A 26,509-nucleotide genomic window follows, 5' to 3' on the forward strand; every position below is an offset into this window, starting at 1 on the left:
ACCCATGCCGCCTGAACCCCGGATGCCCGAATCGAGCATTGTGGTGCGGCCCGAGCCTGACTACACCGAGGCGTCGCGGCTGCGGGCCGCCGGGTTGGCGCAGGCGATCGCGGCGTTCAAGCGGGCCGCCGAACAGGTGACGCTGCCCAGGGCTCCGCAGCCGATCGTCATCGCCGACTACGGCGCGGCCAACGGCCACAATTCGCTCAGGCCGCTGTCGGCGGCCATCGCGGTGCTGCGTCGCCGCACCCGCCACGATCACGCAATCCTGGTGGCGCACACCGATGTACCGGGCAACGACTTCGCTGCGCTGTTCGAGACGGTGCACGACGATCCGGAAAGCTACCTGCACTCCGACACGGCGACGTTCACCTCGGCGGTCGGCCGTTCGTTTTATGACCAGATCGTGCCGTCCAAGACGGTAAACCTGGGCTGGACATCGTGGGCGACGCAGTGGCTGAGCCGAACTCCCTGCGCGGTGCACGATCACGTGCACGTCTCGCGCAGCAGAGACGACGCCGTGCACTCCGCCTACGCCGACCAGGCGGCGCTGGACTGGCATAACTTCGTCGCCTTCCGCGGCCGGGAGTTGGCCCCGGAGGGCCGGCTGGTGGCGCTGACGGTGGCCGCCGACGAGGACGACACCGCAGGCTTCGCCCCGCTGCTCGACGCCATCGTCGAGGCGCTGGACGATCAGGCGCGCGAGGGCCTGCTACATCCAGATGAGTTGCGGCGCATGACGATTCCCACCTTCGCCCGTGCCGAAAAGGATTTTCGCGCCCCGTTCGCGCCGAAGGGGCGGTTCGAAGGCCTGATGATCGAGCACCTCGAGATGTTCAACGCCGAGGACCGGTTCTGGGCTCGCTATCAACTAGACCACGATGCAGAGGCTTTCGGGGCGCAGTGGGCGGCCTTCGCCCGATTCGCGCTGTTCCCCTCACTGCTGGCCGCGCTCGACGGTGGGGTCCACGACGAGCGGGCGACGCAATTCGTCGAGCAGCTGGCGGGCGCGGTGGCCTCGCGGCTGTCCAGTGCGCCCGAGCCGATGCGGATCCCACAGGCCGTGGTCGTGCTGGTCAAGCGCGACGCATTGCGCTGATGAGAGTTTCAGCACGTCGGCACAGCGGGTAACCCACTGCAATCGTCAACCTGCGACTGCAAGGGGGTAGATGCATGAGCGTGCAGGACGACAAAGGGACTGATCGGGACGAAAAAGCTGATCAGACTGATCAAGAGACTGATCGAGCCGACCGAGCCGATCAAACTGACCAAGACGATGAGCAACGGCTAACCGAAAAGCCAGAGCCGGACGAGGACGACAAAAAGAAGGCCGCCGAGATGATGGAGGCCTATAAAGACAAGCCCACGATCGTCCTACCCGGCACCGGCGGCAGTGTGTCCGGCACCGCGGTCAACGAGTGGCTGGACGAAGACGGCAATCCGAAGCACGAAACGCCCGAGGGATCGGATGCCGGTGACACCCAGGACAAGGGCGACGGCCAGCGCGACGAGAAGGACCTGAAGGAACAGATCGAAAAGGACAAGGCCCTCAACGAGAAGCTGAGAGAAGCCGCCCAAGAGGAGAACAAGGGCGAAAAGAAGTGAGCTGTAGCCGGGTTCCCAGATCCGGCGATCAGTGAGGGGGTATCGGCCCCAGCGCGGTGATGCCCAGGTTGCCCTCGATCTCCTGAATGATCTGGTTGACGCGATCGAGCCCGGGAATGGGTTCGTCGATGCCCGGTGGGATCGGCGGGGCCGCCACTTTGCGCGGAGCCGCCGGACGTGCGGGCACGGGCGGGGCCGCCTGAGGAGTCGCCCGGGGCGTGGTGGTCATCGGCGTCTCGGTCTCGGCGGGCGGGGTGGTATCGGAGGTTGACGGCACCGGAACGTCCGGTGGCGGCGGGGCAGGCTCAGCCGTCGCGCTATGCGGCGCCGGGGGTGCGGTACTCAATGTCGGCGTTGGCGTAGTCGCTGACCTGTTCTGCGCGGTCAGCCCTATCGCCACGGCGGTTCCCACCAGCAGCACCGCCGCGACCGTGATGACGATTGCCGCCGCGGGCAGCAGATGCCAGCGAGACACCAGCCGATTGCGCTTGACGGTCTCAGGTGCGACCCCGGTCGACCCGGTCGCGGCCATGGCCGCCCCGGTCGCCGCGTCGGGGTTCGGCCCGGAATACCCGGCGCCGGTGACCCGCGAGTTGTGTCCGGTGGCCGACCAGGCCCGGGCCAGCTCGGCCTGAGTCGGCTCCGCCGGCGGCGCCTGCGTGGTCGCGGTCGCTTCCGGGCGCGGATCCGGCCGCACCGACGCCCGAGCCGCGACGGGCGCGGCCGGCGCCGAGAGCGTCGCGGGCGTGGCCTGCGCGGCGGGCGCCGAGAGCGTCGAGCCGGCATCGCCGGGGCCGTGCGCGGCCCGCAACGCGGCGCCTACCGCGGCGGTGAGTTGCGGGCGCGGCGTCGTGGTGACGGGAACGCGAAAGTGCCGCGACAGCGCGGTGGTGACGGTCGGCAGGTTCGCCCCGCCACCCGTCGAGACCACCGCGACGAGATCACGGATTCCGTTGCGCGCCAAGGCTTCGTCCAATGCCGAGATCGCGCTGTTCAGCGAGGGGCGGATCGCGTCGTCAAGTTCGTGCCGGGTGAGCCGGACTTCGCCGCGCGTCCCGGTCAGCCCGTCGGTCAGCGTGGCGACCGTACCCGACGAGAGCTCTTCCTTGGCGATCCGGCATGCGCTGCGCAGCCGGCTCAGCGAGCCGATCGCCGCGTTGCCGGACGGGAACGCACCGGTGGTCGGCATGTTGGCGATGACGGCGCCCAGCACCGCCTGATCGATCAGGTCGCCGGAGAAATCGCGGTGCCGAAAGGTCGGGGCCAACGCCCGGTAGTCACCGTCGGCGTGCATCAAGGTGATGTTGGTACCGCTGCCACCGAAGTCGCAGACCGCGACGGTTCCGCGGGGCGGGATGCCCGGGCTGGTCCGCACGGCGAGCAGTGTCGCCGCGGCGTCGGGGATCAGCAGGATCGGGCGCGTGCGTCGCGACCACTCGGCGATCTCGCTCAGGGCCGCGCCGAGGGCCTCCACAGCGTGTGACTCCCAGTGGGCCGGATAGGTGACCGCGACGTCGTCGGGCAGGGCGCGTCCGCCGGTGGCGGCATACGCGAGCGCCCGCAACCCGTCGGCGACCAACACCTCGCTGCGGTGCACCGAGCCGTCGACCGCCACGACTCCACGCGGGTCGCCGACCCGGTTGACGAAGCCGGTGATCACCACGCCCGGCCCCTGCAATCGTGGGTTCTCCGCGGGGATGCCGATCTCGGCGGGCCGATCCGGATAGAGCGTCAGAACGGGCTTGCGGGTGATGGCGTTGTCGGCGGTGACGGCAGCCAGGTTGGTGGCACCTATCGATAAGCCCAGCGCGGTCCCGACTCCATTGGCCATATCCCGATCCCCGTATCCGCAGTACCGACTCGCATCCGGCTAGCCGATATTGTGCCGCCAAATGCTGTATTCCGTGTCAGCGGCAGCTATGCGCCCGCTGTGCGCCGGTCACCGGATGCTGCCTTCGCCGGCGATCAGCGGGAGGTCGAGCGGGGTGACCCAGCCCGGCCGCAGGTCGTTGACCGCCGGAACCGCATTGAGCGCGCGCAGGCCGGTCGCCAGGCATCCGGCCGCGGCCGCGTCCCGGCCCGAACCGTCGGTGAACCGGAATGCGGTCTCCTGGAAGATGCTCGGGGTCCCCTCGATGTCCACGCGGTAGACGTCGTTGTCGTGGCCGGTCGGCCAGTCCGGGGCGGCGTCCAGCCCAATCCGGTTGACGTGTTCGAGCTGGATGCAGGTCTCGCCCTGGTACACGCCGTTGATGGTGAACCGGACGGCGGCCACGTGCCCTGGTTTGATGACGCCCCTGGCGGAGTTGCGCTCCGTGGGTGTCACCCACTTGTCCCAGGTGGTGGTGATTTCGTCGAGCATGATGCCGGCGGCGTGCGCGATCATTGGGACGGTGGCGCCCCACGCGAAGATCAGCATGTCGCGGTCTTCCAGCATCGGCTTGAACTCCGGCTCGCGACCGATGCCCATCTCGAATTCGTAGTCGCCCTCGTAGTTGGTGTAGTCCAGCAGTTCGGATGCCCGGACCCGGCGCACCTCGGAGCACAGCCCCATCAGCGTCATCGGGAACAGGTCGTTGGCGAATCCGGGGTCGATGCCGGTGGTGAAGCAGGACGACTCCCCCAGCTCGCAGGCCTCGGTGATCGGCTGGATCCAGTTCGGCGGGTTGAGGCTCATGGTCGGCCAGACCCACGGGGTCATCGCGGTCGAACACACGTCGATGCCGGCCCGCAGGAAGCGGGTGATCAACGAGATGTTCTCCTTGGCGTGCATCGCCGTCGGGCCGTAGTGCACCAGCGCATCGGGTTTCAATGCGATCAGGGCGTCGACGTCGTCGGTGGCGGTGATGCCGACCGGCTCGGGCAGCCCGCAGATCTCGCCGACGTCGCGGCCGACCTTGGCGGGATTGCTCACGCCGACGCCGACCAACTCGAACAACGGATGCTTCACGATCTCGGCGATCACCATCTTGCCGACGAAGCCGGTTCCGTACACCACCACACGCTTCGAGCCGTGTCCCGCCATGCCTCGACGCCACCTTTCGGTCACCAGCCCCCGCTTCACATTAAGCGCGCGGGCGGGCCGCATCTAGCCCGGCATGGGCGAAAGCGCTTCCGTGCCGTCGCTCGTGGTGACACGATGCAATTCATGACGAAGCACCTCGCCGGACCTTCGGTCCTGTTGGCCGTCGGTTTCGGGTTCGCGAACGCGTGCGGCGTAGCGCACGCCCTTCCACAGATGCCGAAGGTCCGCTACGAGATCAACGGGCCCGCTGTCGCCGAGTTCATCTACTACCAAACCGACAACGGGCAGCTGCATCAAGCGAATGCGCCGCTGCCCTGGTCGACGGAGTTCACCGGCTACGGCGGCGAGGTGTTCACCATCAGCGCGCAGGGGCCGGGCCCCATCTCCTGCAAGATCCTGCTCGACGGGAACGTGGTGAGTGCCGCGACGGCTACCACGGGTGCGCCGGCCAGAACCGTCTGCACGCACTGACCAGCACTCCCCTTTTTTCACGACGAAGGAGGTCTCGGTGAGCCTCAAGACGGGCCCCAAGAAAGGCCTGGCGCCGCGGACGAACGGGGCGCCACCGCTTGACATTGCGCTCGCCGACATCCATCTCGATTCGCTGGACTTCTGGGCGTTGGACGACGACTTCCGCGACGGCGCGTTCGCCACCCTGCGCCGCGAGGCGCCGATCTCGTTCTGGCCCGCGATCGAGTACGAGGGTTTCGAACCGGGCGACGGGCATTGGGCGCTGACCAAACACGACGACGTGCATTTCGCGAGCCGTCACCCGGACATCTTCAGCTCCAGCCCCAACATCACGATCAACGACAACACCCCGGAGATCAGCGAATACTTCGGCTCGATGATCGTGCTCGACGACCCGCGGCACCAGCGGCTGCGCTCGATCGTCAGCCGCGCGTTCACCCCGAAGGTCGTGGCGCGTATCGAGGCCTCGGTCCGCGAGCGGGCCCGCCGACTGGTCGCGTCGCTGATCGCCAATCATCCCGACGGGGAGGCCGAGCTGGTCAACGAGCTCGCCGGTCCGCTGCCGTTGCAGGTCATCTGCGACATGATGGGCATCCCCGAAGAGGACCATCAGCGCATATTCCATTGGACCAACGTCATTCTCGGGTTCGGCGATCCGGATCTGGCGACGGATTTCGATGAGTTCCTTCAGGTCTCGATGGACATCGGCGCCTACGCCAGCGCGCTGGCCGAGGACCGGCGGTCCAATCACCACGACGATCTGACCACCAGCCTGGTGGAAGCCGAGGTCGACGGGGAACGGCTGTCGTCGACGGAGATCGCGTCGTTCTTCATCCTGCTAGTGGTGGCCGGCAACGAGACGACGCGCAATGCCATCAGCCATGATGTGCTTGCGCTGTCGCGCTACCCCGCCGAGCGGGAGAAGTGGTGGTCCAACTTCGACCGCCTGACCCCTACCGCCGTCGAGGAGATCGTGCGGTGGGCGTCCCCGGTGATCTACATGCGGCGCACTCTGACCCGGGACTTCAAGCTCAGCGGCACCAAGATGAAGGCCGGCGACAAGGCCACGCTGTGGTACAACTCGGCCAATCGCGACGAGTCGACGTTTGAGAATCCGTGGGCTTTCGACGTGGCGCGCACCCCCAACCCGCACTTCGGCTTTGGCGGCGGCGGTGCCCATTTCTGCCTGGGCGCCAACCTCGCTCGTCGCGAGATCAGGGTCGTCTTCGACGAATTGCGCCGCGAGATCCCCGATATCGTGGCGACGGACGAGCCCGCGCGGCTGCTGTCGCAGTTCATCCACGGCATCAAAACCCTGCCGGTGGCCTGGACCCCGCCGCGGTAGCGCCGGTAGCCGAAATCGGCTCTACCGGAGGGTATACCGCTGTCTCGAAACCGATAGCACATGCGCTATCAATTCCGGGATTACGCTGACCCCGTGACCATTCCCGCGTTCCCCGCCGCCGAGGTGCTGGCCGCCCGCCAGAAACTCGTGCTCGACCACTTCCACGACGAGGTCCGCCAGGCCTGGGACGACGTCCTGTCGACGTTCCCGCACCCGCGCTACGAACTGATCCCCCAAATGCTCGTGCACGACGGCGATGTCGCAGTGCGCGACTACTACGCCTACACGCGGACCGCATTTCCCGACCAGGATCACGAAATCATCGCGCTGCGTCACAGCGCCGATGCGGTGATCGTCGAATTCTGGTTGATGGGCACCCACCGCGGTTACCTGGGCAAGGTCCCGCCCACCGGCAGCCGGTTCCGCGTCCGCATGACCGCCTACTTCGTCTTCGACAACACGGAAACCCTTGTCTGCGAACGCATTTACTTCGACACACTGACCATGATCAAGCAGCTCCTGGGCGGGCTGGACATGAAGAAGCCGGCGAACTGGTGGCTGGCCGCGCGGTGCCTTCGCGGGTTCTTGTCGATGTCGTCGGAAAAACCGGACCCGGCGCTGACCAATACCATCCCCCCGGCCTTCCCGAGCGCCTAGACTGCACCGCATGCGCGGACTTCATGCGCTATGCGGACTCATCGCGGGCACCCTGACAGCGGCCTGCGCCACCGTCAGCGCGTCTCCGGCGCCGCCGGGTTCGCACACCGAAAAGTGGATCGACCTACAGGCCGGTCAGTGCGTGGCCGACCTGCCGCCGGCAGACGGCAGTCGCGTCAACGTCACCGTAGTCGATTGTGCGACAGCGCATTTGGCCGAGGTCTACCTGCGCGCTCCGATGGCCGTCGACGCCGCCATCGCCACCGTCGCCAATCGCGCTTGCCAAAGCGGATTGGTCCCATACACCGGCCAATCCGTTGACGGCGCCCGGTTCTCGATCACCTATCTCATCGACTCCAACCAAGACCGCACCGGCGCCAACCCCACCCCGAGCACCGTCATCTGCCTATTGCAGGCCGGCAACGGGCAGCCGTTGACCGCCTCCGCGCACCGCTGAGGCACGACGAAACCATCCAATCGGTCCCTGGCTACGAATAATTGGAGTGGACCACAGGGCGACGTTCGGCGATAGGCTATCGATCGATGACGCGACCGCCACCGCCGAGCAACGAGCTGGATGCGCTGCTGCGCAAGGTGGCGTGCGGCGACCGCGCCGCCTTCGCCGACGTCTACGACCTCACTAAAAGTCGGGTATACGGACTGATCATACGGGTTTTGCGCGATGCGGGGTATAGCGAAGAGACCACCCAGGAGGTTTACCTCGAGGTATGGCGACGGGCACCGGAGTACGACTCCGGCAAAGGGTCCGCCCTGGCCTGGATACTGACCATGGCGCACCGGCGGGCCGTCGATCGGGTGCGCACCGAAACGGCGTCCACCGCGCGGGAGTCCCGCTACTTCGCGGCCAACGCCGACCCGTCCACCGACGTCGTCGCCGAATCGGCGATCGCCGGTGACGAGCGCCGCCGGGTGAACGATTGCCTGGGCGCGTTGACCGATGTGCAGCGGCAGTGTATCCAGTTGGCGTACTACGAGGGACTCACGTATAGCGAAGTGTCGCAGCGGTTGTCCGCGAACCTGTCGACGATAAAATCACGCATGCGCGACGCGTTGCGCGGCCTGCGTAACTGCCTGGAAGTGCCATGACTGAACCCAACGACTTCGAACTGCTGGAGCTGGCAACGCCATACGCGCTGGATGCCGTGTCGAACGAGGAGCGTGCCGAGATCGAGCGGCGGGTTGCGGCCGCACCACGGCCGGTTGCGGCGGCCTTCGAAGACGAGGTTCGTGCCGTCCGCGAGACACTGGCAATGGTGTCGTCGGCCACCGCAGCCGAGCCCCCGGCCCGGCTGCGGGCCGCCGCGCTGGCGGCCACCAACCGCGGCAAGCGCCAATTCGGTTGGCGGGCGGCGGCTTTAGCGGCGACCGCGGCGGCGATCATGGTCGCTGCCGCAGCGTTCGGCGTCGGCGTGCTCGTGCGGCCGCACCCCGCATCGACCGTCGCCGAACAAGTCCTAGCGGCCCCCGACGTGCGTACCGTGTCCCGCCCCCTTGCCGGCGGGACCGCCACCGTGGTCTTCTCGCACGACCGCAATGCGGGTGTGCTGGTAATGAACAACGTCCCGCCGCCATCTCCGGGCACCGTGTACCAGATGTGGTTGCTGGGCGCCAAGGGTGCGACTTCGGCGGGGACGATGGCGGCGGTCACCCCCTCGACGACCGCGACTCTCGTCAACCTCGGATCATCGACGGCCCTGGCGTTCACGGTCGAACCAGGTACCGGCTCGCCGCAGCCGACCGGAACGATACTGGCCCAATTGCCCTTGACCTGAAACCCGTCCCTGGCGACGGTGGCTCCGAATAACTCGCGTCCGATCAGAACGCGCCCAAACCGGGCCGTCCATGATGAAGGAGTACAACGCGATGATCAACGCTCGGGCCAAAACGATCGCTGCGGCAGGCCTCGCAGCGATTGCGCTAGTCGGCATCTCGGCCTGTTCGAACAACAAGTCGGCCTCCGCTCCGACGACCGGTAGCAGCACGGAGACCAGCATGGCGGCGACGGCGACGACATCGGTCACGGCCAATCCCGCGGCGGACCTGATCGGGACCGGCTGCGGCGACTATGCCAAGCAGAACCCCACCGGACCCGGGTCGGTAGCGGGGATGGCCCAAGACCCGGTCGCAACGGCGGCGTCGAACAACCCGATGCTGACCACCCTGACCTCGGCGCTGTCGGGCAAGCTGAACCCGAATGTCAACCTGGTCGATACGCTGAACAACGGCCAGTACACGGTATTCGCACCGACCAACGCCGCCTTCGACAAGCTGCCCTCGGCCACCATCGACAAGCTCAAGACGGACTCGCAGCTGCTGAAGAACATCCTGACCTATCACGTGGTGCAAGGTCAGGAGAGTCCGATGAAGGTCGACGGTGACCACGCCACCCTGCAGGGCGCCAAGTTGTCCGTGAGCGGTCAGGGCAACGACCTCAAGGTCAACGGCGCCGGCTTGGTGTGCGGCGGGGTGCACACCGCCAACGCGACGGTGTACATGATCGACACCGTACTGATGCCGCCGGGCCAGTAAGGCCGCACCGCCCTCGGAGAACAGCCCGACCTCGGTCGGGCTGTTTTTCTTTGCGGCACCACCAATCCGCGACGGGCTCGGTGGCGAATAGTTTCCGTGTTGACCATCGCGCTTATCGGCTTCGTCGGAGGCCTGCTCACGGGAGTATCGCCGTGCATCCTGCCCGTGCTGCCCGTTGTTTTCTTCGCGGGCGCTCAGACCGCCGGCGATCATGTTGCGGCACCGCCGGTCTCCCGAGGCGGCGCAGGCGTCGCGGTCGAGCAGAAGGCCGCGAACGGAGTTCGGCCTTATCTCATCATCGGCGGACTGGTGCTCAGCTTCAGCGCGGTGACGCTCACCGGCTCGGCGCTACTGTCGCTGCTGCATCTGCCGCAGGACGCCATTCGCTGGGTCGCGTTGGTCGCACTGGTGGCGATCGGCCTCGGCCTGATATTCCCAAGTGTCCAAAATCAGCTGGAGCGTCCATTTGCCCGCATCCCACAACGGGACTTCGGGGGCCGGGGAGGCGCCTTTGGTCTCGGCTTGTCGCTGGGCGTGCTCTATGTCCCTTGCGCCGGACCAGTTCTCGCCGCGATCGTGTTGGCGGGCGCCACGGCTCCCCTTGGCCTGCGTACGGTGGTGCTGACGGGCGCATTCGCGCTGGGCACCGCCGTGCCATTGTTGGTCTTCGCGTTGGCCGGCCACCGGGTGGCACAGCGGGTTGGGGCGTTTCGGCGCAGGCAGCGGCAGATCCGTATCGCGGCGGGGGTCGTGATGATTCTGCTCGCGGTGGCGTTGGTGTTCAATCTGTCCGCGGCGCTGCAGCGAAGCATCCCGGACTACACCGGCCGGCTGCAGGACAGGCTGGCCACCGATCATGGGATCCGGGAGAAGCTGAACCTCGGGGGCATCGTCAACGAGCAGAACGCACAATTGTCCAATTGCAGCAACGGAGCGGCAAAGCTCGAAAGCTGCGGTCCAGCACCGGATCTCAAGGGCATCGACGGCTGGCTGAACACACCCGGTGACCAGCCGATCGGGCTCTCGTCCCTGCGCGGCAAGGTCGTGCTGATCGACTTCTGGGCGTATTCCTGCATCAACTGCCAACGCGCCGTCCAGCACGTCGCCAACTGGTACAACACCTACAAGGACCTCGGATTCGAGGTCATCGGGGTACACACCCCGGAGTACGCGTTCGAAAAGGTTCCGGACAACGTCGCGAAAGGCGCCGCCGACCTGGGCATCAAATACCCGATCGCCCTGGACAACGGCTATGCCACGTGGACGAACTACCGGAACCGCTACTGGCCCGCGGAGTATTTGATCGACGCCACCGGTCGGGTGCGCCACATCAAATTCGGCGAGGGCGACTACGACGTCACCGAGCAGTCGATCAGGCAGTTGCTCGTGAGTGCGCAGTCCGGGCTCAAGCTGCCGCCACCCAGAGACGCGAGCCGTTCGACCCCGTCACACGAACAGACCACCCCCGAGACCTATTTCGGCGTGGGCAAGGTCGTCAATTACGGGGGTGGTGGGTTATATGACGAGGGCACAACCACATTCGACTACCCGCCGACTCTCGCCGCCGACAGCTTCGCACTGAGCGGCCCCTGGTCGTTGGATTACCAAGGCGCGATCGCCGCCGGTAACCAGTCCGGCATCAGGCTGAATTACCGCGCGAGAAGCGTCTACATCGTCGTCGGCGGAACGGGAACACTCACGGTCACGCGTGACGGACGATCCGCCGTGGTCGCGATCAGCGGGCCGCCGACGTCGCACCAGATCGTCTCGGACGATCACCTGCAGTCGGGAACGCTCGAGGTCCGCCCGGCCCAAGGGCTGCAGGTGTATTCGTTCACGTACAGCTGATTGCAATGCCTTTGATGCCTTCGTCGGCAATCCAAAAGCGTTCGGGCTCCGAATCACCGATGTAACCCGGGGGCGAGATCCGCTGCCGGCAAGATTGAGGAGGCCAAACACGATGAAAACGCACAAGGCGTCGGTTGCGGCTAAGGGTGTTGCGGCAGCCGCCATGGTCGGTCTTGGACTGGTGACCGCTCCGACCGCGGCAGCAGCCGACTTGGTGGGGCCAGGTTGCGGGGATTACGCGGCCGCAAATCCCAGCGGTCCCGCGTCGGTCGACGGAATGTCGCAGGTCCCAGTGGCGCAGGCGGCATCCAACAATCCGATGCTCACCACCCTGACCTCGGCGCTGTCGGGCAAGCTGAACCCGGACGTCAACCTCGTCGACACGTTGAACAACGGCCAGTACACGGTGTTCGCGCCGACCGATGCGGCGTTCAACAAGCTGCCGGCGCAGACGATCGACCAGCTCAAGACCGATTCGAACATGCTGAAAAGCATCCTGACCTATCACGTGGTGCAGGGTCAGCTGAGCCCCACACGAGTCGTCGGCTCCCACAAAACCCTGCAAGGCGCGAACGTGACCGTGACGGGCCAGGGCAACGGACTCAGGGTCAACAACGCCGGGGTGGTGTGCGGCGGCGTTCCTACCGCCAACGCGACGGTGTACATGATCGACACGGTGCTGATGCCACCGGCGTAGTGGGTGTCGATAGTGCCGCGGCGGTGACTACTCGTTCGTCTTAACGGTCAGGCGAACGAGTAGTCGCTGAGCGAGAAGGTCCGGCCTTCTCGCACTGCGTTGAGTGTGGACGTCGGCCGCAGCAAGGTCGCCTCACCGCTGGGATTGAAATAGTAAGACCGCGACGTCGCACAGTTACCATTGTTGAACACCGAGGTTTCCAACAGTTCGCTCATCCGTTCGCGGAAACGGCTATTAGCTTCCTCGGTCACCTCGAACGTTGTCGCGCCGCGGCGCTTGACCTCACCCAAAAGCCGGTCGATGTGCCGCATCTGGTATTCGATGGTGTGGAAGAACGAGAACCCGGAGAAAGCAAACGGACTGGCCAGGCCCAAGTAGTTGGGGAAGTAGGGAACTGACACCCCCTGGTAGGCCTGAAACTTCGTCTCCCGCCACCACTTTCCGAGGTTGCGCCCTTTGCGGCCGATGACCTCGATGGCCGGGAAGTTGGCTTCCCAGAGGTCAAAACCGGTCGCTAGCACCAGAGTGTCGATGACGGTCTTACGCCCGTCCGCCGTGACGATGCCGTCGGCCTCGATGCGCTCGATCGAGTTCGTCTCCAGGTGTACGTGCGGCATGGTGAAAGCGCGGTAGAAGTCGTTGGACATGGTGGGCCGCTTGCAGCCGCAGTCGTAGTCCGGTGTCAACTTGGCGCGCAGATCCTTATCGCGGAGCGTTCTGAACCGGTTGATCTTGGCCAGGTCGGCGAAGGCGATATTCCCCCGCCCCCGGGTCTGCACGAATTTCAGCGCACCGATGACCAAGATGAGCTCCATGATGATGTCGGTCACCCAGCGCAGCGCACGTTGCAGCACGGGCAGCCGGGCAAACATGCGTTGCACGCTTGGAGAGAACGGGAAATCCGGCTTGGGCAGGATGTGCGCCGCGGTGCGCTGGTAGACGGTCAGGTCCGCGGCCTCTTTGGCCAACTCGGGAATGACCTGCACCGCGGAGGCCCCGGTGCCGATGACCGCAATACGGCGTCCCTCATAGCTATAGCCGTGGTCCCACGCGGTGGTGTGCACCACCTTGCCTTCGAAGCTGGCGATGCCCGGAATGTCCGGCATGCGCGGCTGGGACAGGAAGCCGGTCGCGGTGATCAGGAACCGGCAGGTCAGGCTATCGCCGCCGGCCAGTCCGACCCGCCATTCGGCGGTTTCCTCATCCCACTGCGCGCCCTCGACGGTCGTGTTGAACCGCATGTGGCGGCGCACGTCGTACTTGTCGGCGACGTCCACCGCGTACTGCTTGACCTCGGCACCCGGTGCAAACAGCCGTGACCAGTCAGGATTGGGCTCAAACCAGTACGAATAAGTCGTGGACGGGATGTCGACGGCGACGCCGGGGTAGTGGTTGACATGCCAGGTGCCACCCAAGTCGTCCTCGCGGTCGAGGATGATGAAGTTGTCAAACCCGAGGCGCTTGAGCTGAATCGCGGCACCGATGCCGCCGAAACCTGCACCTACGATGATCGCGTCGAAACGGTCCGTATCCACAGCCCCTGCTCCGTGCTACCTGTTTCCCTACTTAACGAATCATAAGCTTTCCCTAAGATACGTAACTCTAATAGGGCGCCACGCCGAACGCATCCGGGCTTTGTCCGTATGTGACCTTGTTGACACAAGTGCGGTTACTCGTCGACGGGTCTATCAGACCTGACCATCCAGCGATCAACCTGCGCAAACGACCACACTCTCAACGATTAGGTGGCCCTCGGTCGCGATCGGCGCCGCCAACTTAGCTCAGGGCGAAGGCGACCGTCCGCGCAGATCTCTTATCTTGTGGCCGGCCCAGCTGTCAGGCGCCCTGCAGCCGGCCCAAGAACTCGTGGCATCGCTGGGCGCGCTCGGAGTCTTGAGCCATCACTTCGCGGACGAACGACGCGACGTCATCTAGGCCGGCGTTCTTCGCGTCGCGCACGTACTGGCCGTAATCGTGCCCCCTTTGAGCGAGTGATATTGAAGGGAAATAAGATCGAAGGTCACGTCGTCGAAACCCGTTTCACCCGTTGCCATGTCGCCACCCTCTGACCGTGAGCGCCAGATCTGGTACTCGCCGTCCCCGGCTACCCCGAATGGACAACACCAAACGACGGCTTAAAGTGTTTTTGTAGGCAACCCGACACGCAATGGCTGCGTCGGTCCGATGGCGGCAACGCCGCCGCTATCCGCCGCCTGTCGCTGCGCCCCGGTATACAGGAAAACATCACCAACTAGTTGGCAACTTGACAGTTTTGGGAGGGGCTTGCATGGGCATCTCGGACGCCATGATCGCGCGTCACATCGTTCGTTCACTTGGTCCAGCAGTTGTTATCGCAGCGTCGGGCGTGGCCGCTTCCGCCTTGACCACTTCCGTTATCCCCTCCGCCTCGGCCCAGTGTCCGGACGTGCAAGTGGTGTTCGCCCGTGGCACCGGTGAAGCGCCAGGCGTCGGCCCCACCGGTCAGGCCTTCGTCGATGCGCTGCACCAGCGCGTCGGCGAGCGGTCGTTCGATGTGTATCCGGTCAACTACCCCGCCAGCGACCAATGGGCCACCGGCATCGACGGCGTCCGAGACGCCGGCGCCCACGTCAACTCGATGGCCCACGACTGCCCCAACACCAAGATGGTGCTCGGCGGCTACTCGCAGGGCGCGGCCGTCATGGGCTTTGTCACCTCGGCCGCCGTGCCCGACGGCATCGACCCCAACACCGTGCCCAAACCGCTCAGCCCCGACGTGGCCAACCACGTCTCCTCGGTCGTGCTGTTCGGCATGCCCAACGTGCGGGCGATGAACTTCCTCAACGAACCGCCCGTGGTCATCGGCCCGCTCTACCAGGACAAGACGGTCAAGGTGTGCGCCACCGAGGACCCGGTCTGCTCCGACGGGATGAACTTCGCCGCACACGACACCTACGCCGACGACGGCGCGATGATCGACAAGGGAGTCGCCTTCGCCTCCAGCCACTTGGACACGGGCGCGGCGGCACCGACGCCGGCGCGCGGCGGTTTTGGCGGCTGAGATAGCGCTCGGTTAGCCGCGCGCGCCTTTGGAGTTCAGAAAGGCGATTACGCCCTGGGTGACCGCGGCGGCATATTTCGCCCGGCCGTCCGGACTTTCCATACGCGCCAAGTCACCCGCATTTTTCATGTTGCCCAGTTCGACCAGGACCGCCGGGTACTGCGCCAGGTTCAGGCCGGCAAGATCGTCGCGGCCGTACAAGCCGTCCGAGCCGATGTAGGTGGCCGGCTGTAAACCCGACTGAACCAAGGCATCCCGCATCGCGTGCGCCAGCTGCACGGCGGGCCCGGCTTGAACGTCGTTGAGCGGCGGGCTGGAGTAGTTGACGTGGAATCCACTGCCGGACGGCGGCCCTCCGTCGGCGTGGATGCTCACGATCGCGTCCGGGTGCATGGCGTTGGCCGCCGCGGCGCGTTGGTCGATGCACGGGCCGACCCCGCCATCGCTGTCGCGCGACAGCTGGGTGCGAACACCCATCTGGTTCAGCGAATCGTTGATCAACCCCACCACCGCCCAGGTGAAGGCGTGCTCGGGATAGCCGTCGTCGGCGACCGCACCCGACGTCTGGCACGGCTTGGTGCCGCCACGGCCGTTGGGAACCTGCTGGTTGATGGACGCGTCGTTCACGGCGTTGTGGCCCGGGTCGAGGAAGACCGACATTCCGTCTACACCGGCCGTGGCGCGTGGGGCGGGCAGCCATGCGCCGGCGGTGACGATCGCCGGCACGACACCGGCGATCTTCAGGACGTCGCGGCGTGCGACGGATCGCAGCCCGCCCGGGCGATCACTCACCGCGCGATGGTAGCAATCGGCGTCACAAGGCCGCCCTGACGACCGGTTAAAACGATGACGCTGAGCGGGATTCGCGCTGGATCGCCCACCGCATGCCGACATACTAAAAAGTATGTTACGGTCGGGCCATGTCCGTGGTCGAAAGCCGCCCGCTGCACGGCGTCACCGACGAATTCGTTGCGCGGCTCGCCGATCGCGCCGAGGAGGCCGAGCGATTGCGGCGCCTGCCCGCGGCGACGATCGACGACTTCCGGCAGACCGAGCTGTTCCGGCTATTGCTGCCCGCCCGCTTCGGCGGCCTTCAGGCCTCGTTTCCCGAACTGCTGCAACCGATTCGGCGCATGGCACACGGCTGCGCATCGAGCGCATGGACGCTCGGCTTCTACACGCTGCACAACTGGATGCTGTCGCTGTTCGACCCGCGCCTGCAGGACGAGGTCTTCGCGTCGGGACCCGTGCTGGCGCCGGCTCCCCTGGCCCCCGCCGGCCGCGGCGTGCCGGCCGACGGCGGAGTGCGCCTGACCGGCAGGTGGTCTTGGGCAACGGGCGCGATGGACGCCGATTGGATGATCGTCGGCGCGCTGATCGAACGCCCGGACCGGATCGATCCGGCGCTGGCCGTGCTGCCCGCCGACCAGGTGGAGGTCATCGACACCTGGCACACCGCTGGCATGCGCGGCACCGGCTCGCACGATCTCGTCATCACCGACGCCCGGGTTCCCGAGCATCGATTGGTCGCCGTGGCCGACATCTACGGCGGCACGGCACCCGGCGCGCGGGAGCACGGGGTGCCGACGTACCGGTGGCCGATGGTTCCGGCGCTGGCGCTGACGGCGGCCATGCCCGTGCTCGGGACCGCGGAATGGGTGTGCGAGCTTTTCGCCGAACGGCTCAGCGGGCGCGTGCTGGCCTACAGCGGGGTGGCGCAAAAGGACCAGCCGGCCGCGCAGATCAGGCTGGGCGAGGCCAGGGTGCGGCTGAGCTCACTGCGGGCGTTGGTCGACAAGACCGCCGACGATATCGAGGCGATCGTAGTCAGCGGCGAACGGGTGAGCCGATCGGTGCGGGCCGACGCACGGCTGGCGGCCGCGCGCACGGTGCACGAAAGCCGCGCGATCATCGCCGATCTCATGGAAGCCGCCGGTGCCAGCGCTCATTTCTTGTCCAGCCCCTTGCAGCGCGCCAAGCGCGACGTGGACATCGCCGCGGGGCATGTGGTGTTCGATTACGACACGAGTCGAGAGTTGGCAGGGGCGTTGGCGATTGGCGCCAAGATCTCACCCATCGCCATGGTGTGAGCGGGCCGTCCCCGACTCCCCCAGCATCACCGCCAGGAATCGTTCTCGTTGAGCCACCGATTGGGCCTGCTCGGCCGAGCTGGTGAGATGCAGCAGCCCGATTCCCGCGGCGAAGGTCAATTCGGCACGCAGCCTGGCGTCCTCGAGGCTGAACCCGTAGTCGCTGTAGGCCTTTATCACGGTGCGCAGCAGCAGCCGGTCGGCCGCGCGGATGTTCTCGGCCGCCACCGGGTCCAGGCGGGCCCACTCCCGCATCGCCCGCTCGAGCATCCAGTACTGGGGGCTGACCAGCGTGTGCGTCAACGCCGACAGGCGTTCCCGGGGTGGCAGCGCGTCGAGCTTTGACAGCGCCTGACGGTCGCGTTCGAGGAATTTGTTCCACGATTCGACCAGCGCGGCCCGATATTGCTCGATGTCCTCGAAGTGCCAGTAGAAGCTGCCGCGGGTGACGCCCGCCTGCTGGCAGAGGCGTTCGACTTTGAGTGCGCGCACTCCCTCATGAGCAAGCACGTTGTAGCCCACCTCGAGCCAGTCCTCGGCCGACAGGCGGGTCGACGACTGCTTGTGCATCACCACACCATGCAGATTACGGGAGGCGTCCCTGGTCGGAGGGGAGATTAGGCAATCTCGGTAATTACCGTTCTGCTCACTTTGTCGGCGCAACGGGCAGTCTGGCGGTGTCGTCCAGGTCCACGTCGAGCGCGTTGAGCATCAACGCCAGGCCCGCATATCGGCCGATGACCATCAGCGCTTCGACGGTGGCCTCCGAGCCGAGTGCCGTGTGCACTTGGTCGAAGAGCGGGGCCGCGACGCGGCGGGTGGTCACCAGTTCGGTCGTCAATCGCAGGATCGCCAGCTCGGTGGGGTCGAATTGCTTTGTTTGCCAATCGGACTCGGTGATGATTGCGTTGATGGTGTCGACATCGACCCCCACCGTTTGCGCGACGTCTGTGTGCTGGCCGAGTTCGTAGGCGCAGCCCATGAGATACGCGGTGCGCAGCACGATCAGTTCGCGAAGCCGCCGGGATAGCACCGGGCTGCTCAGGGCCGCGTCACCGGCCACCATCCAGCCGGTGAACACCTTCTCGGCGTTGGCCAGTGCGCGGTAGACGTTGAGATTGCCCTGCCGCGCAGTCAATTCGCGCGCGAGCTCGGGCATGTCTTCGGGTTGGCGATACGGGATGCGGGTCACTGGGCCAGGCTTTCGTCGGGGCTGGAGAAGGTCGGTGTGTCGATCTCCAGGTCGACGGCGTTGAGCACCAGCGCCAGGCCGTAGTAGCAGCTGACGATCATCAGCAGTTCGGTGAGCGCCTCGTCACCGAGCAGTGCTTGGGCGGTGGCGAAGGTGTCGTCGCCGAGCCGGCGGGTGGTGCACAACTCGGTGACAGTGTCGATCACGGTCCGTTCGTCGCCGCTGAATCCGGCCGCGTCCAGATCCCCCTTATCGAGCAGGGCGTCGATCTGTTGGTCGGTGAGCCCCGCGGTGCAGCCGAAGATCACGTGCTGGGCGAGTTCGTAAGGCGAGTCCTGCAGATGCCCCACCCGCAGGATGATCACTTCGCGCATCCGCGGGGTGAAGGTGGGACTTCTGAACAGTTCGCCCGTCATCTGCGCCCATCCGTCAAAGATGTTGGGGGCGTTGGCGAGCAGCCGAATCACGTTGAGCGTGTCGGGGCGTGCAATGGGCTGCTGGATCCGCTCGGGTTGCCGGTCGGTGCTGACCAAGGGCATTCGCGTCACGCGGACGATTTTAGTTCCGTCGGCATTGCCCCTGTCCTATGGTGCAGAAGGTTACGAAAACCACTAGCGCATGTGCTATCACTTTCGACAGTCGCTGATAACGCCCAACCAACCGGGCACTCGCATAAATTCCGGGCTTCCTGGGAATGCGCGGACGATTTCTTGGCACTGATGTTCGGCACCGTCTGCCATCCTCGGCTTGCTCGCTCAGTAGGTGAGTTGCATGACGCCCGCAGGTCCCCCTGACATGGGCGCAGGGCCCAAAGAAGCGCAGCGACACCATTAAAGTTGAGGCGGCAACGCCGCCAACCACCCATCCGAAAGCAACTCCAACAACTGCCCATCCGGATCCCGGATCATCGCCATCGCCTCACCCACGGTCCCGTCGACCACCGCTCCCCCAAATTCCGCCGCCTGAGCCAACACCCCCGAAAGGTCGGACACCGAGAACGAGATGTGCGTCAGCCCCACCTGGTCCATCGCCCGCTCCGAGCCGGCGTGGACCTGACGCTCCGAGTAGTCCATCAGTTCGAGCACCAAGCCGTCCCGCACCAAGTAGGTCGCATGCACGCCGAGCGGCTCGGGCAGCCCCACCAGCTGAGAGGTCGGGCCGTCAGGCGGGTCGAGCTCCCACCAGAACTGGAACCCCAGCAGGCCCTCGTAGAAGCGGCGCGACCGCTTGCGGTCCGCGACGCATAACCCAACGTGATTGAAAACCGTCCGATGGCTCGCCATGACAACCTTTCCGCAGCAAATCAGGCCCCAGCGGTCACGCGACCGATCTCGACACCGCTTCCACCACGCAGCTCAAACGCGTAATAATGCAAAAATAATAAGCGCACAGCCGAATAAGCAGATCACCTTCGCTTGGAGGGCTTTTCGATGGCCACACGTCCGAACGTCAGCGCTGACGCGATAGTTGACTTCGACCATCATTCAGACGCTTTCAACCTCAACGAGCTGGCCGTCAACGCCGACTTGCGGCAGCGATGTCCCGTGGCGTGGAACGAGAACTACGGCGGGTTCTGGTTCCTCAGCAGCTACGACGCCGTAAGCCAAACCGCCCGCAACGGCGGCACTTTCGCCCACAAATACGAGCCCAACGCCGCAGACGGTGTCGACTATCAGGGCGAGATGGGCGTCCCCCGTCCCGACGGCCAGCCGGCCCTGGGCATCGGCGAGGTCGACGGCCCCTACCACCAAGCCCTACGGCACGCGCTGGCGCCGTTCTTCTCCCCCGGCGCCGTCGAAAAACTCAAGCCATTCATGGAGCAATCCGCCCACTGGTTCCTCGACCAACAAATAACAAAAGGACACCTGGACCTGGTGCTCGACTACGCCAGCCCCGTCCCAGCCATCCTCACCATGAAGCTGATGGGCCTGCCGTATGACAACTGGCACCTGTACGCCAACCTCTTTCATTCCGTCATGGCCGTCCCGCAGGACAGCGACGAGTACGCGAGCGCGATCGCCAAAGTGCCCGCCATGATGGAAGAGGTCCTCGAGTTCGCCGCCCACCGACGGGCCGACGCCCGAGAAGACTTGACCAGCTTCCTCATTCAATTCGAATTCGACGGCCACCGCCTCACCGACGAGCAGCTGCTCAACATCCTGTGGAACCTCATCGGCGGCGGCGTCGACACCACCACCTCTCAGACCGCGCTGACCCTGCTGCACCTGGGCACCCACCCGGACATCAGGCAGCAGCTCATCGAGCACCCCGAGCTCTACCGCACCGCCACCGACGAATTCCTGCGCTACTTCTCCGTCAACCAAACCCTCAGCCGCACAGTCACTCACGACGTCGTCCTCGCCGGCCAGCGCCTCCGCAAGAATGACAAAGTCGTCATCAGCTGGCTCTCGGCCAACCACGACGAGAACGAGTTCGACCGGCCCGACGAGGTCATCCTCGACCGTGCACCCAACCGTCACGTCGCCTTCGGGCTGGGACCGCACCGCTGCATCGGATCGCACCTGGCCCGGCTGATGTCCGGCGTGATGGTCAAGGCCGTCCTCGACCGCCTCCCCGACTACCAGGTCGACGTCGAAAACGTCCACCAATACCTGGGCAACCCGAGCATGACCGGCCTGGGCACGCTCCCGGTCACCTTCACACCGGAAGAGACCCGGGAAACGTCACGCCCCTGGTAATCGCTCAAAGCACTTGCGCCACAACGCCTGCGATCAATTCGTCGGGGGCTTGGACAATCCCGACAGCGGTCAGTTGGCCACCGATGGCGAGTGACGCGATGCCATGCACAAGCGACCAGAGCGGCGCGGCGACGTCTCGTGGATCCCGACCCTCGACGATCCCCGCCTCCTGGCACTTGGTGATCGCGTCGAGCAGGTCGCCGAACGCCTGCTCGCCGACGACCGCCACGCTCGGCTGCTCGGCCTTCAGCGACTCCGCGCCGAACATCACCTGATAGTGGTCGGGATGGGCGACGGCCCATTGCACATAGGCCCGGCCGAGTTCGACGACCCGCCCCTTCGGATCCGATGCGCGGTCGGCGGCCGCGGCCAGAGCGGCGTGCAGGTCGTGGAATCCCTGTTCGGCGACGGCGGCCAGCAGCTCGGCCTTGTCGGCGAAGTGCCGGTACGGAGCCGCGGCGCTGACGCCGGCGCGGCGCGCGGCCTCGGTGAGGGTGAATCCTTTCGGCCCCTTCTCGGCCACCAGCGATAGCGCAGCGCTGGTCAGCGCGCGTTTGAGATCGCCGTGGTGATAGCTCTGACGCCGCGCGGGCGACCGCTTCACTGCCATGTTGACGACATTAACATTGAGGTCTATGTTAATGCTATTCACATCGGCGAACCAAGGAGATGAAAATGTCGAATCTGCTTGAAACCACCTCAACGCTCGCCGGCACCCGCGACCGGGAGAAGACCGCCGACCTGCTCGGTCAGGCGCTCGCCCAGGGCTATCTGCAGGTGGGCGAGTACGACCAACGGCTGCAAACGGCGTTCCAGACGCACACGGCCCAAGAGCTAAGCGAACTCGTCGCCGACCTGCCGCTCGATCGCATCCGGCGTCACGATCCCCGTCGGCATGCCGCTCGCGTCGCCGCGGCCCGCCGCGGAGTGCGCGCCCACCTGGCCGCGTACCTCGCCATGGTCGTCATCGTGCTCACCGTCTGGGCCGCGGTCGCCCTGACCACCGACGCCACCTACTTCTGGCCGATCTGGCCCATCCTCGGCGCGGGAACCGGACTCGTCAGCCACGCCCTGTCGATACCGCGCGGCACGCAAAGCCGTTGAGCACCAGCACGACTCGTAAGGAGGAGTCATGAAGAACACGGCAGTGGTCACCGGCGCCAGCTCAGGCCTGGGCGCGATCTTCGCCGAACAACTGGCGCAGCGGGGATTCTCGTTGGTGTTGGCCGGGCGGGACAAGGCCCGGCTCGACGCGGTCAAGCAACGGATAGGGCAGGCCACCGAGGCCGAACTGGTTGTTGGGGACCTTGGCACCGACGACGGCGTCGACGATCTGATCGCCCACCTGAACGGCCGGGTGATCGACGTGTTGGTCAACAACGCGGGCTTCGGCACCTACGGCCCGTTCGCAGAAATCGACGCCGGTCGCGAACGCGAACTGGTCGCGGTCAACGTCGCCGCGCCGGTCCGCCTCACCCACGCGGTCCTGCCCGGCATGCTGGCCCGCGGTCGCGGCGGCATCTTGAATGTCGCCTCCACCATCGCCTTTCAGCCCGGCACCTATCAAGCCACCTATGGCGCCTCGAAGGCGTTCGTGCTGTCGCTGAGTCAGGCGTTGTGGGCCGAGACCCGCGGCTCCGGCGTCACTGTGACCGCGCTCTGCCCCGGGCCCACCCACACCGGATTCGTCGACGCGCTCGGGTCGGACGTCTCGCACACCGCGATCTATCGACACCTCGCCGCACCCGGACCCGTCGTGGCCGCCGGGTTGCGCGGTCTTGACCGCGGCCGCGCGGTGGTCGTGCCCGGCTGGCGCTACCGGATGATGGCGACGGGCGGACGGCTCGCGCCCGGATGGGTGTCGGCGCTCATGAGCGGGCGGATGCTGCGGCCCACCGACGCGCCAGCCAACGTCTCGCCGCGCTAACGCAGAGACATTGCGCCCGTGGTGTTTACGATGCCGTGGCGTATTGCAGCACTCGTTCCGAGGAATCGACGTGGCCGTAGCTGATGATTCGCAGCCGGTTCGGCCGCACCTCGTAGACCACGCCGTCGACCGGATTGGTGACGTCGAATCCGTCCTCGACCTGCTCGGCATTGGACAGCTCGATGTGGGCGCCGTCGCGAATCCGCTCGCCGCGGTAGTAGTAAGTCCCACTGAGGTTCTTACACACCACCGCCAGTGACTTGGCGGTTCGCACCACGGCGGCCGGCGGATTGCCCGGGTCGCAGCGGGCCGTCTCGCCGACGAACCCTAAGCCGTCGGCGCCCTTCACCGGACGCGACAGCGTCGGGGTCAGCGGTGGCGGCGGGGTCGTCGAGGACGGGGGCGCCCCCGCCTGTGCCGACGAAAGCGGCGGAGAGGCCGAACCGTTGTGATGCTTTCCCCCAACCAAATTCACCGACAACAGCAACCCGGCGATCAACAGCACCGCCGCCACCGCGGCCACCACGAGCGGTGTGCGACCGATCGCCGGCCAGTGCCACGAGCGTTCGGGCGCAGCAGGCGACGAAGGGCTGTTGTCAGCGGGCTCCTCGAGTTCGGCAAGCGAGACAGTCGGCAACGGGCGCGTCTTGGGCGGGGGACCGCTTTGGCCGGCCGCAGCGCCTACCGGTTCGTAGGCCGCGAACACCGCCTCACTGGCGGCGCGGGCGAGCTCACCCGCGGATGCGAACCGCGCAACGCGTGGCTTGGCCATGCCCCGGGTGATGATGTCGTCGTACTCGCGCCCGACGCCGCGGCGCATGATGCTGGGCCGGGGCGCCGGCGCCAGCATGTGCGCGCGCTTCAGCTCCCCCGCGTCCTCGCTGTCGAATGGTGGCTGGCCGGTGAGGCACTCGTAGAGCACGCACGCCAACGAGTAGACGTCGGTCTGCGGGCCGGTGCGCCCGGTGGTGAAGCGCTCGGGCGCCATGTAGGTCCGCGAGATGTTCTCGTCGCCGGCGGCCTGGGCGATGCCGAAGTCGGCGAGGTAGGTGAAGTGGTCGTGGGTGAGCAGGATGTTCTCGGGCTTGACGTCGAGGTGCACCAGCCCACCGGCGTGCGCGGCGTCCAGCGCGCGCGCCACCTGCGCGGTGATCGATGCCGCGCGCGACGGCTCCAGCCCGCCCTGCTCGCGCAGCAGATCCTTGAGGCTGCCCCCGTCGTCGACCAGGTGCATGTCGATGAAGGGCACCCCGTCGATCTCGCCGAAGTCATGCAGCGGCAGGACATGCGGCTCCTGCAGTCGCGTCACCTTGCGGCACTCGCGCCAAAGGCGTTGCTGGAAGCCAGGGTCCGCGGCCGTCTCGCCACGTAAAAGCTTGAGCGCGACCATCCGGTCCTTAACCGTGTCGTACGCGCGGTAGACCTCGCCCATTGCCCCGGTGCCGATCAGTGATCGCAGCTCGTACGGCCCGAACCGGGTACCGAGCCGCGAACCGCGGGACGAGGAGGTCACGTCAGCAATCCTTTCTTAAGACAGTCCAGCTCGCGAGTTCCCGAATCGGGCGTCGACATAACGTGGGCAGCCTCACGCGTGTCGCTACACCGAGACACCGCTGATGCCCGCTAATAATCGCCGGCCGGCTGGCCAACCAGATCGGCCTGCACGAAACCGCGCCTTCCCTACCCTAGCGGCAGCGACACCGTCCACGCAGACCGGCAATCTCAACCAGCGCCCCCGATACAGTGAGTAATTGTCCGGCAGGTAAGAAGGTGAGGCCTTCGATGACCGACATGACGGCGCGGTTCACGGAGATCGTCGGCGCGCACAACCTGCTTACGGGCGACGCCATTTCCGACGACTACTCGCACGACGAGGTGCTGACCAAGCCGCCGCAAAAGCCGGCATACCTGGCCAAGCCCGCGACCGCCGACGAAGTCGCCAAACTGCTCAAGGCCGCCACGGAAAACCGGGTGCCGGTGACGGCCCGCGGCTCGGGCACCGGCCTGTCGGGCGCGGCGATCCCCCGCACGGACGGGCTGCTGATCTCCTTCGAGCGCATGAACGCCGTGCTGGAGGTCGACGTCACCAACCAGGTCGCCGTCGTGCAACCCGGCGTGACGCTCTCCGAACTGGACGACGCGACCGCCGGCACCGGGTTGCGGTACATGGTGCACCCGGGCGAGCTGTCCTCCAGCGTCGGCGGCAACGTCGGCACCAACGCCGGCGGCATGCGCGCGGTCAAGTACGGCATCGCCCGCCACAACGTGCTCGGGCTGCAGGCCGCGCTGCCCACCGGCGAGCTCATCCGCACCGGCGGCAAGATCGCCAAGGTCTCCACCGGCTACGACCTGACCCAGCTCATCGTCGGCTCCGAAGGCACCCTGGCCCTGGCCACCGAGGTGACCGTCAAGCTGCATCCGCGCCTGGACCACAGCACCACCGTGCTCGCCCCGTTCGCCGACTTCGACCAGGTCATGGAGGCGGTGCCCAAGATCCTCGCCAGCGGCCTGGCGCCCTACATCCTGGAGTACGTCGACAACGTGACGATGGCCGCGCTGGTGCACACCCAGAATCTGGAGCTCGGCGTTCCCGACAACATCCGCGACAGTTGTCAGGCTTATCTGGTTGTGGCGCTTGAGAATCGGACCACCGACCGGTTGGACGAGGACGTCGAGAAGACCGGTGAACTACTCGCCGAACTGGGTGCCGTGGACGCTTATGTGCTCGAGGGCGGCTCGGCGCGCAAGCTCATCGAGGCGCGCGAGAAGGCGTTCTGGACGCTCAAGGCGCTCAACGCCGACGACCTCATCGACACGGTCGTGCCGCGCGGCGCGATGCCGAAGTTCCTGTCCGGGGCGCGCGGCCTGGCGGCGGCGGCCGGCGGCGCGGCGGCGGGCTGCGGGCACGCGGGTGACGGCAACGTGCACCTGGCCATCTTCTGCCCGGACGCGGCGATCCGGAAGAAGCTGTTGACCGACATCTTCGCGCTGGCAATGGAATTGGGCGGCGCGATCTCCGGCGAGCACGGCCTGGGCCGCGCCAAGGCCCCGTACTTCGTGGAACTCGAGGATCCGGTCAAGGTCGACCTGATGCGCCGCATCAAGGCCAGCTTCGACCCGGCGGGCATCCTCAACCCAGACGTGGTGTTTGCGTCGAACGACGCGTAAACCTCAGCTAGGCAACGGCTCTCGACCGATTGCCGGTGTCACCGACGCGTCCACGTCGGTTTCTTCGTGGTCGGTGAGCCAGCGTTCGGCGTCGATGGCGGCCGCGCAGCCGCTGCCCGCGGCGGTGACGGCCTGGCGGTAGGTGCGATCCACCAGGTCCCCGGAGGCGAACACCCCATCAATCGAGGTAGCCGT

Annotated in this window: 27 protein-coding genes and 2 pseudogenes; 17 read left to right on the forward strand and 12 right to left on the reverse strand. The window is 66.2% G+C overall.

Annotated features, from left to right (window positions below; genetic code table 11):
• Positions 1–4: 4 nt before the first annotated feature.
• Positions 5–1,099, forward strand: a complete 1,095-nt coding sequence (locus B8W69_RS21205) for a class I SAM-dependent methyltransferase (protein ID WP_085291730.1) — start codon at positions 5–7, stop codon at positions 1,097–1,099.
• A gap of 239 nt (positions 1,100–1,338) precedes the next feature.
• The gene (locus B8W69_RS21210; RefSeq protein ID WP_085291763.1) at positions 1,339–1,605 is read left to right on the forward strand and encodes a hypothetical protein; all 267 of its coding nucleotides are present in this window, start codon (positions 1,339–1,341) and stop codon (positions 1,603–1,605) included.
• Between the two features lie 28 nt (positions 1,606–1,633).
• On the opposite strand, the gene B8W69_RS21215 is transcribed toward B8W69_RS21210, so the two are convergent.
• Together B8W69_RS21215 and B8W69_RS21220 are read right to left on the reverse strand one after the other, a co-directional pair.
• Complete coding sequence (locus B8W69_RS21215) at positions 1,634–3,436, reverse strand: Hsp70 family protein (RefSeq protein WP_085291731.1); 1,803 nt, start codon at positions 3,434–3,436, stop codon at positions 1,634–1,636.
• A gap of 108 nt (positions 3,437–3,544) precedes the next feature.
• Positions 3,545–4,630: an NAD(P)H-dependent amine dehydrogenase family protein gene (locus tag B8W69_RS21220; protein ID WP_085291732.1), complete on the reverse strand. Its 1,086-nt coding sequence runs from the start codon at positions 4,628–4,630 to the stop codon at positions 3,545–3,547.
• Positions 4,631–4,753: 123 nt separating this feature from the next.
• Between B8W69_RS21220 and B8W69_RS21225 the strand changes: the two genes are divergently transcribed.
• From B8W69_RS21225 to B8W69_RS21265, 9 genes are all read left to right on the forward strand, one after another.
• A complete protein-coding gene (locus tag B8W69_RS21225; protein ID WP_181447451.1) occupies positions 4,754–5,101 on the forward strand; it encodes an MmpS family transport accessory protein in 348 nt (115 codons plus the stop codon).
• Positions 5,102–5,138: 37 nt separating this feature from the next.
• Entirely contained in the window at positions 5,139–6,446 is a 1,308-nt protein-coding gene (locus B8W69_RS21230; protein ID WP_085291734.1) for a cytochrome P450, read from the forward strand.
• Between the two features lie 93 nt (positions 6,447–6,539).
• Positions 6,540–7,103: an ester cyclase gene (locus B8W69_RS21235; RefSeq protein WP_085291764.1), complete on the forward strand. Its 564-nt coding sequence runs from the start codon at positions 6,540–6,542 to the stop codon at positions 7,101–7,103.
• A gap of 10 nt (positions 7,104–7,113) precedes the next feature.
• Positions 7,114–7,560, forward strand: a complete 447-nt coding sequence (locus B8W69_RS21240; protein WP_085291735.1) for a hypothetical protein — start codon at positions 7,114–7,116, stop codon at positions 7,558–7,560.
• An 86-nt stretch (positions 7,561–7,646) separates the two neighbouring features.
• Positions 7,647–8,210, forward strand: a complete 564-nt coding sequence (locus tag B8W69_RS21245) for a sigma-70 family RNA polymerase sigma factor (protein WP_085291736.1) — start codon at positions 7,647–7,649, stop codon at positions 8,208–8,210.
• Complete coding sequence (locus tag B8W69_RS21250) at positions 8,207–8,896, forward strand: anti-sigma factor (RefSeq protein WP_085291737.1); 690 nt, start codon at positions 8,207–8,209, stop codon at positions 8,894–8,896. The genes B8W69_RS21245 and B8W69_RS21250 overlap by 4 nt, the downstream gene beginning before the upstream one ends.
• A 220-nt stretch (positions 8,897–9,116) precedes the next feature.
• Positions 9,117–9,653: a fasciclin domain-containing protein gene (locus B8W69_RS21255; RefSeq protein ID WP_439330633.1), complete on the forward strand. Its 537-nt coding sequence runs from the start codon at positions 9,117–9,119 to the stop codon at positions 9,651–9,653.
• 96 nt (positions 9,654–9,749) lie between these two features.
• Entirely contained in the window at positions 9,750–11,501 is a 1,752-nt protein-coding gene (locus B8W69_RS21260; RefSeq protein WP_085291738.1) for a cytochrome c biogenesis protein DipZ, read from the forward strand.
• Between the two features lie 163 nt (positions 11,502–11,664).
• Positions 11,665–12,198 (forward strand): fasciclin domain-containing protein, encoded by a 534-nt coding sequence (locus tag B8W69_RS21265; protein WP_245843325.1) that lies wholly within the window; start codon positions 11,665–11,667, stop codon positions 12,196–12,198.
• Positions 12,199–12,245: 47 nt separating this feature from the next.
• Here the strand turns inward: B8W69_RS21265 and B8W69_RS21270 are convergent, their stop codons facing one another.
• Positions 12,246–13,733: a flavin-containing monooxygenase gene (locus B8W69_RS21270; RefSeq protein ID WP_085291740.1), complete on the reverse strand. Its 1,488-nt coding sequence runs from the start codon at positions 13,731–13,733 to the stop codon at positions 12,246–12,248.
• A gap of 278 nt (positions 13,734–14,011) precedes the next feature.
• Positions 14,012–14,252 (reverse strand): annotated as a pseudogene (locus tag B8W69_RS21275) (acyl carrier protein).
• A 233-nt stretch (positions 14,253–14,485) separates the two neighbouring features.
• On the opposite strand from B8W69_RS21275, the gene B8W69_RS21280 reads away from it, so the two are divergent.
• A complete protein-coding gene (locus tag B8W69_RS21280; RefSeq protein WP_085291741.1) occupies positions 14,486–15,238 on the forward strand; it encodes a cutinase family protein in 753 nt (250 codons plus the stop codon).
• A gap of 12 nt (positions 15,239–15,250) precedes the next feature.
• On the opposite strand, the gene B8W69_RS21285 is transcribed toward B8W69_RS21280, so the two are convergent.
• Positions 15,251–16,030: an Rv3717 family N-acetylmuramoyl-L-alanine amidase gene (locus tag B8W69_RS21285; protein WP_085291742.1), complete on the reverse strand. Its 780-nt coding sequence runs from the start codon at positions 16,028–16,030 to the stop codon at positions 15,251–15,253.
• Positions 16,031–16,158: 128 nt separating this feature from the next.
• Here B8W69_RS21285 and B8W69_RS21290 point away from each other — a divergent pair, with 128 nt between their 5' ends.
• Positions 16,159–17,328 carry an acyl-CoA dehydrogenase family protein gene (locus B8W69_RS21290; protein WP_085291743.1) on the forward strand — a complete coding sequence of 390 codons (1,170 nt, stop codon included), beginning with the start codon at positions 16,159–16,161 and terminating at the stop codon, positions 17,326–17,328.
• Here B8W69_RS21290 and B8W69_RS21295 read toward each other — a convergent pair.
• The 4 genes from B8W69_RS21295 to B8W69_RS21310 all read right to left on the reverse strand — a co-directional run bounded on the left by B8W69_RS21295 (position 17,308) and on the right by B8W69_RS21310 (position 19,803).
• Positions 17,308–17,850 (reverse strand): TetR/AcrR family transcriptional regulator, encoded by a 543-nt coding sequence (locus tag B8W69_RS21295; RefSeq protein WP_181447454.1) that lies wholly within the window; start codon positions 17,848–17,850, stop codon positions 17,308–17,310. The genes B8W69_RS21290 and B8W69_RS21295 overlap by 21 nt on opposite strands.
• A gap of 124 nt (positions 17,851–17,974) precedes the next feature.
• Positions 17,975–18,520: a carboxymuconolactone decarboxylase family protein gene (locus tag B8W69_RS21300; protein ID WP_085291745.1), complete on the reverse strand. Its 546-nt coding sequence runs from the start codon at positions 18,518–18,520 to the stop codon at positions 17,975–17,977.
• Positions 18,517–19,068 carry a carboxymuconolactone decarboxylase family protein gene (locus B8W69_RS21305; RefSeq protein ID WP_181447452.1) on the reverse strand — a complete coding sequence of 184 codons (552 nt, stop codon included), beginning with the start codon at positions 19,066–19,068 and terminating at the stop codon, positions 18,517–18,519. Before B8W69_RS21305 ends, B8W69_RS21300 begins: the two co-directional genes overlap by 4 nt.
• A gap of 282 nt (positions 19,069–19,350) precedes the next feature.
• On the reverse strand, positions 19,351–19,803 hold the full coding sequence (locus B8W69_RS21310; protein WP_085291747.1) for a VOC family protein: 453 nt from the start codon (positions 19,801–19,803) through the stop codon (positions 19,351–19,353).
• Between the two features lie 147 nt (positions 19,804–19,950).
• Between B8W69_RS21310 and B8W69_RS21315 the strand changes: the two genes are divergently transcribed.
• Positions 19,951–21,219: a cytochrome P450 gene (locus B8W69_RS21315; RefSeq protein ID WP_085291748.1), complete on the forward strand. Its 1,269-nt coding sequence runs from the start codon at positions 19,951–19,953 to the stop codon at positions 21,217–21,219.
• Between the two features lie 4 nt (positions 21,220–21,223).
• Here the strand turns inward: B8W69_RS21315 and B8W69_RS21320 are convergent, their stop codons facing one another.
• Complete coding sequence (locus B8W69_RS21320) at positions 21,224–21,823, reverse strand: TetR/AcrR family transcriptional regulator (RefSeq protein WP_085291766.1); 600 nt, start codon at positions 21,821–21,823, stop codon at positions 21,224–21,226.
• A 71-nt stretch (positions 21,824–21,894) separates the two neighbouring features.
• On the opposite strand from B8W69_RS21320, the gene B8W69_RS21325 reads away from it, so the two are divergent.
• Together B8W69_RS21325 and B8W69_RS21330 are read left to right on the forward strand one after the other, a co-directional pair.
• The gene (locus B8W69_RS21325; protein WP_085291767.1) at positions 21,895–22,323 is read left to right on the forward strand and encodes a DUF1707 domain-containing protein; all 429 of its coding nucleotides are present in this window, start codon (positions 21,895–21,897) and stop codon (positions 22,321–22,323) included.
• Positions 22,324–22,351: 28 nt separating this feature from the next.
• On the forward strand, positions 22,352–23,146 hold the full coding sequence (locus B8W69_RS21330) for an SDR family NAD(P)-dependent oxidoreductase (RefSeq protein WP_085291749.1): 795 nt from the start codon (positions 22,352–22,354) through the stop codon (positions 23,144–23,146).
• A 25-nt stretch (positions 23,147–23,171) separates the two neighbouring features.
• Here B8W69_RS21330 and B8W69_RS21335 read toward each other — a convergent pair whose 3' ends face one another.
• Positions 23,172–24,659, reverse strand: a complete 1,488-nt coding sequence (locus tag B8W69_RS21335; protein ID WP_085291750.1) for a serine/threonine-protein kinase — start codon at positions 24,657–24,659, stop codon at positions 23,172–23,174.
• A gap of 269 nt (positions 24,660–24,928) precedes the next feature.
• On the opposite strand from B8W69_RS21335, the gene B8W69_RS21340 reads away from it, so the two are divergent.
• Positions 24,929–26,314, forward strand: a complete 1,386-nt coding sequence (locus B8W69_RS21340) for an FAD-binding oxidoreductase (protein WP_085291751.1) — start codon at positions 24,929–24,931, stop codon at positions 26,312–26,314.
• 3 nt (positions 26,315–26,317) lie between these two features.
• Here B8W69_RS21340 and B8W69_RS21345 read toward each other — a convergent pair.
• A pseudogene (locus tag B8W69_RS21345) lies at positions 26,318–26,509 on the reverse strand (thioredoxin-disulfide reductase); the annotation flags it as partial.

Origin of the sequence: Mycolicibacterium vulneris, assembly GCF_002104765.1 — a bacterium.
Lineage (GTDB): Bacteria > Actinomycetota > Actinomycetes > Mycobacteriales > Mycobacteriaceae > Mycobacterium > Mycobacterium vulneris.

Bases quoted from the DNA above. Each gene is read 5' to 3' on its own strand.
- B8W69_RS21205 (WP_085291730.1), top strand. From the start codon at position 5: ATGCCGCCTGAACCCCGGATGCCCGAATCGAGCATTGTGGTGCGGCCC.
- B8W69_RS21265 (WP_245843325.1), top strand. From the start codon at position 11,665: ATGGTCGGTCTTGGACTGGTGACCGCTCCGACCGCGGCAGCAGCCGAC.
- B8W69_RS21215 (WP_085291731.1), bottom strand. From the start codon at position 3,436: ATGGCCAATGGAGTCGGGACCGCGCTGGGCTTATCGATAGGTGCCACC.
- B8W69_RS21255 (WP_439330633.1), top strand. From the start codon at position 9,117: ATGGCGGCGACGGCGACGACATCGGTCACGGCCAATCCCGCGGCGGAC.
- B8W69_RS21220 (WP_085291732.1), bottom strand. From the start codon at position 4,630: ATGGCGGGACACGGCTCGAAGCGTGTGGTGGTGTACGGAACCGGCTTC.
- B8W69_RS21315 (WP_085291748.1), top strand. From the start codon at position 19,951: ATGGCCACACGTCCGAACGTCAGCGCTGACGCGATAGTTGACTTCGAC.
- B8W69_RS21225 (WP_181447451.1), top strand. From the start codon at position 4,754: ATGACGAAGCACCTCGCCGGACCTTCGGTCCTGTTGGCCGTCGGTTTC.
- B8W69_RS21290 (WP_085291743.1), top strand. From the start codon at position 16,159: ATGTCCGTGGTCGAAAGCCGCCCGCTGCACGGCGTCACCGACGAATTC.
- B8W69_RS21240 (WP_085291735.1), top strand. From the start codon at position 7,114: ATGCGCGGACTTCATGCGCTATGCGGACTCATCGCGGGCACCCTGACA.
- B8W69_RS21210 (WP_085291763.1), top strand. From the start codon at position 1,339: ATGATGGAGGCCTATAAAGACAAGCCCACGATCGTCCTACCCGGCACC.
- B8W69_RS21325 (WP_085291767.1), top strand. From the start codon at position 21,895: ATGTCGAATCTGCTTGAAACCACCTCAACGCTCGCCGGCACCCGCGAC.
- B8W69_RS21280 (WP_085291741.1), top strand. From the start codon at position 14,486: ATGGGCATCTCGGACGCCATGATCGCGCGTCACATCGTTCGTTCACTT.
- B8W69_RS21340 (WP_085291751.1), top strand. From the start codon at position 24,929: ATGACCGACATGACGGCGCGGTTCACGGAGATCGTCGGCGCGCACAAC.
- B8W69_RS21310 (WP_085291747.1), bottom strand. From the start codon at position 19,803: ATGGCGAGCCATCGGACGGTTTTCAATCACGTTGGGTTATGCGTCGCG.
- B8W69_RS21330 (WP_085291749.1), top strand. From the start codon at position 22,352: ATGAAGAACACGGCAGTGGTCACCGGCGCCAGCTCAGGCCTGGGCGCG.
- B8W69_RS21245 (WP_085291736.1), top strand. From the start codon at position 7,647: ATGACGCGACCGCCACCGCCGAGCAACGAGCTGGATGCGCTGCTGCGC.
- B8W69_RS21250 (WP_085291737.1), top strand. From the start codon at position 8,207: ATGACTGAACCCAACGACTTCGAACTGCTGGAGCTGGCAACGCCATAC.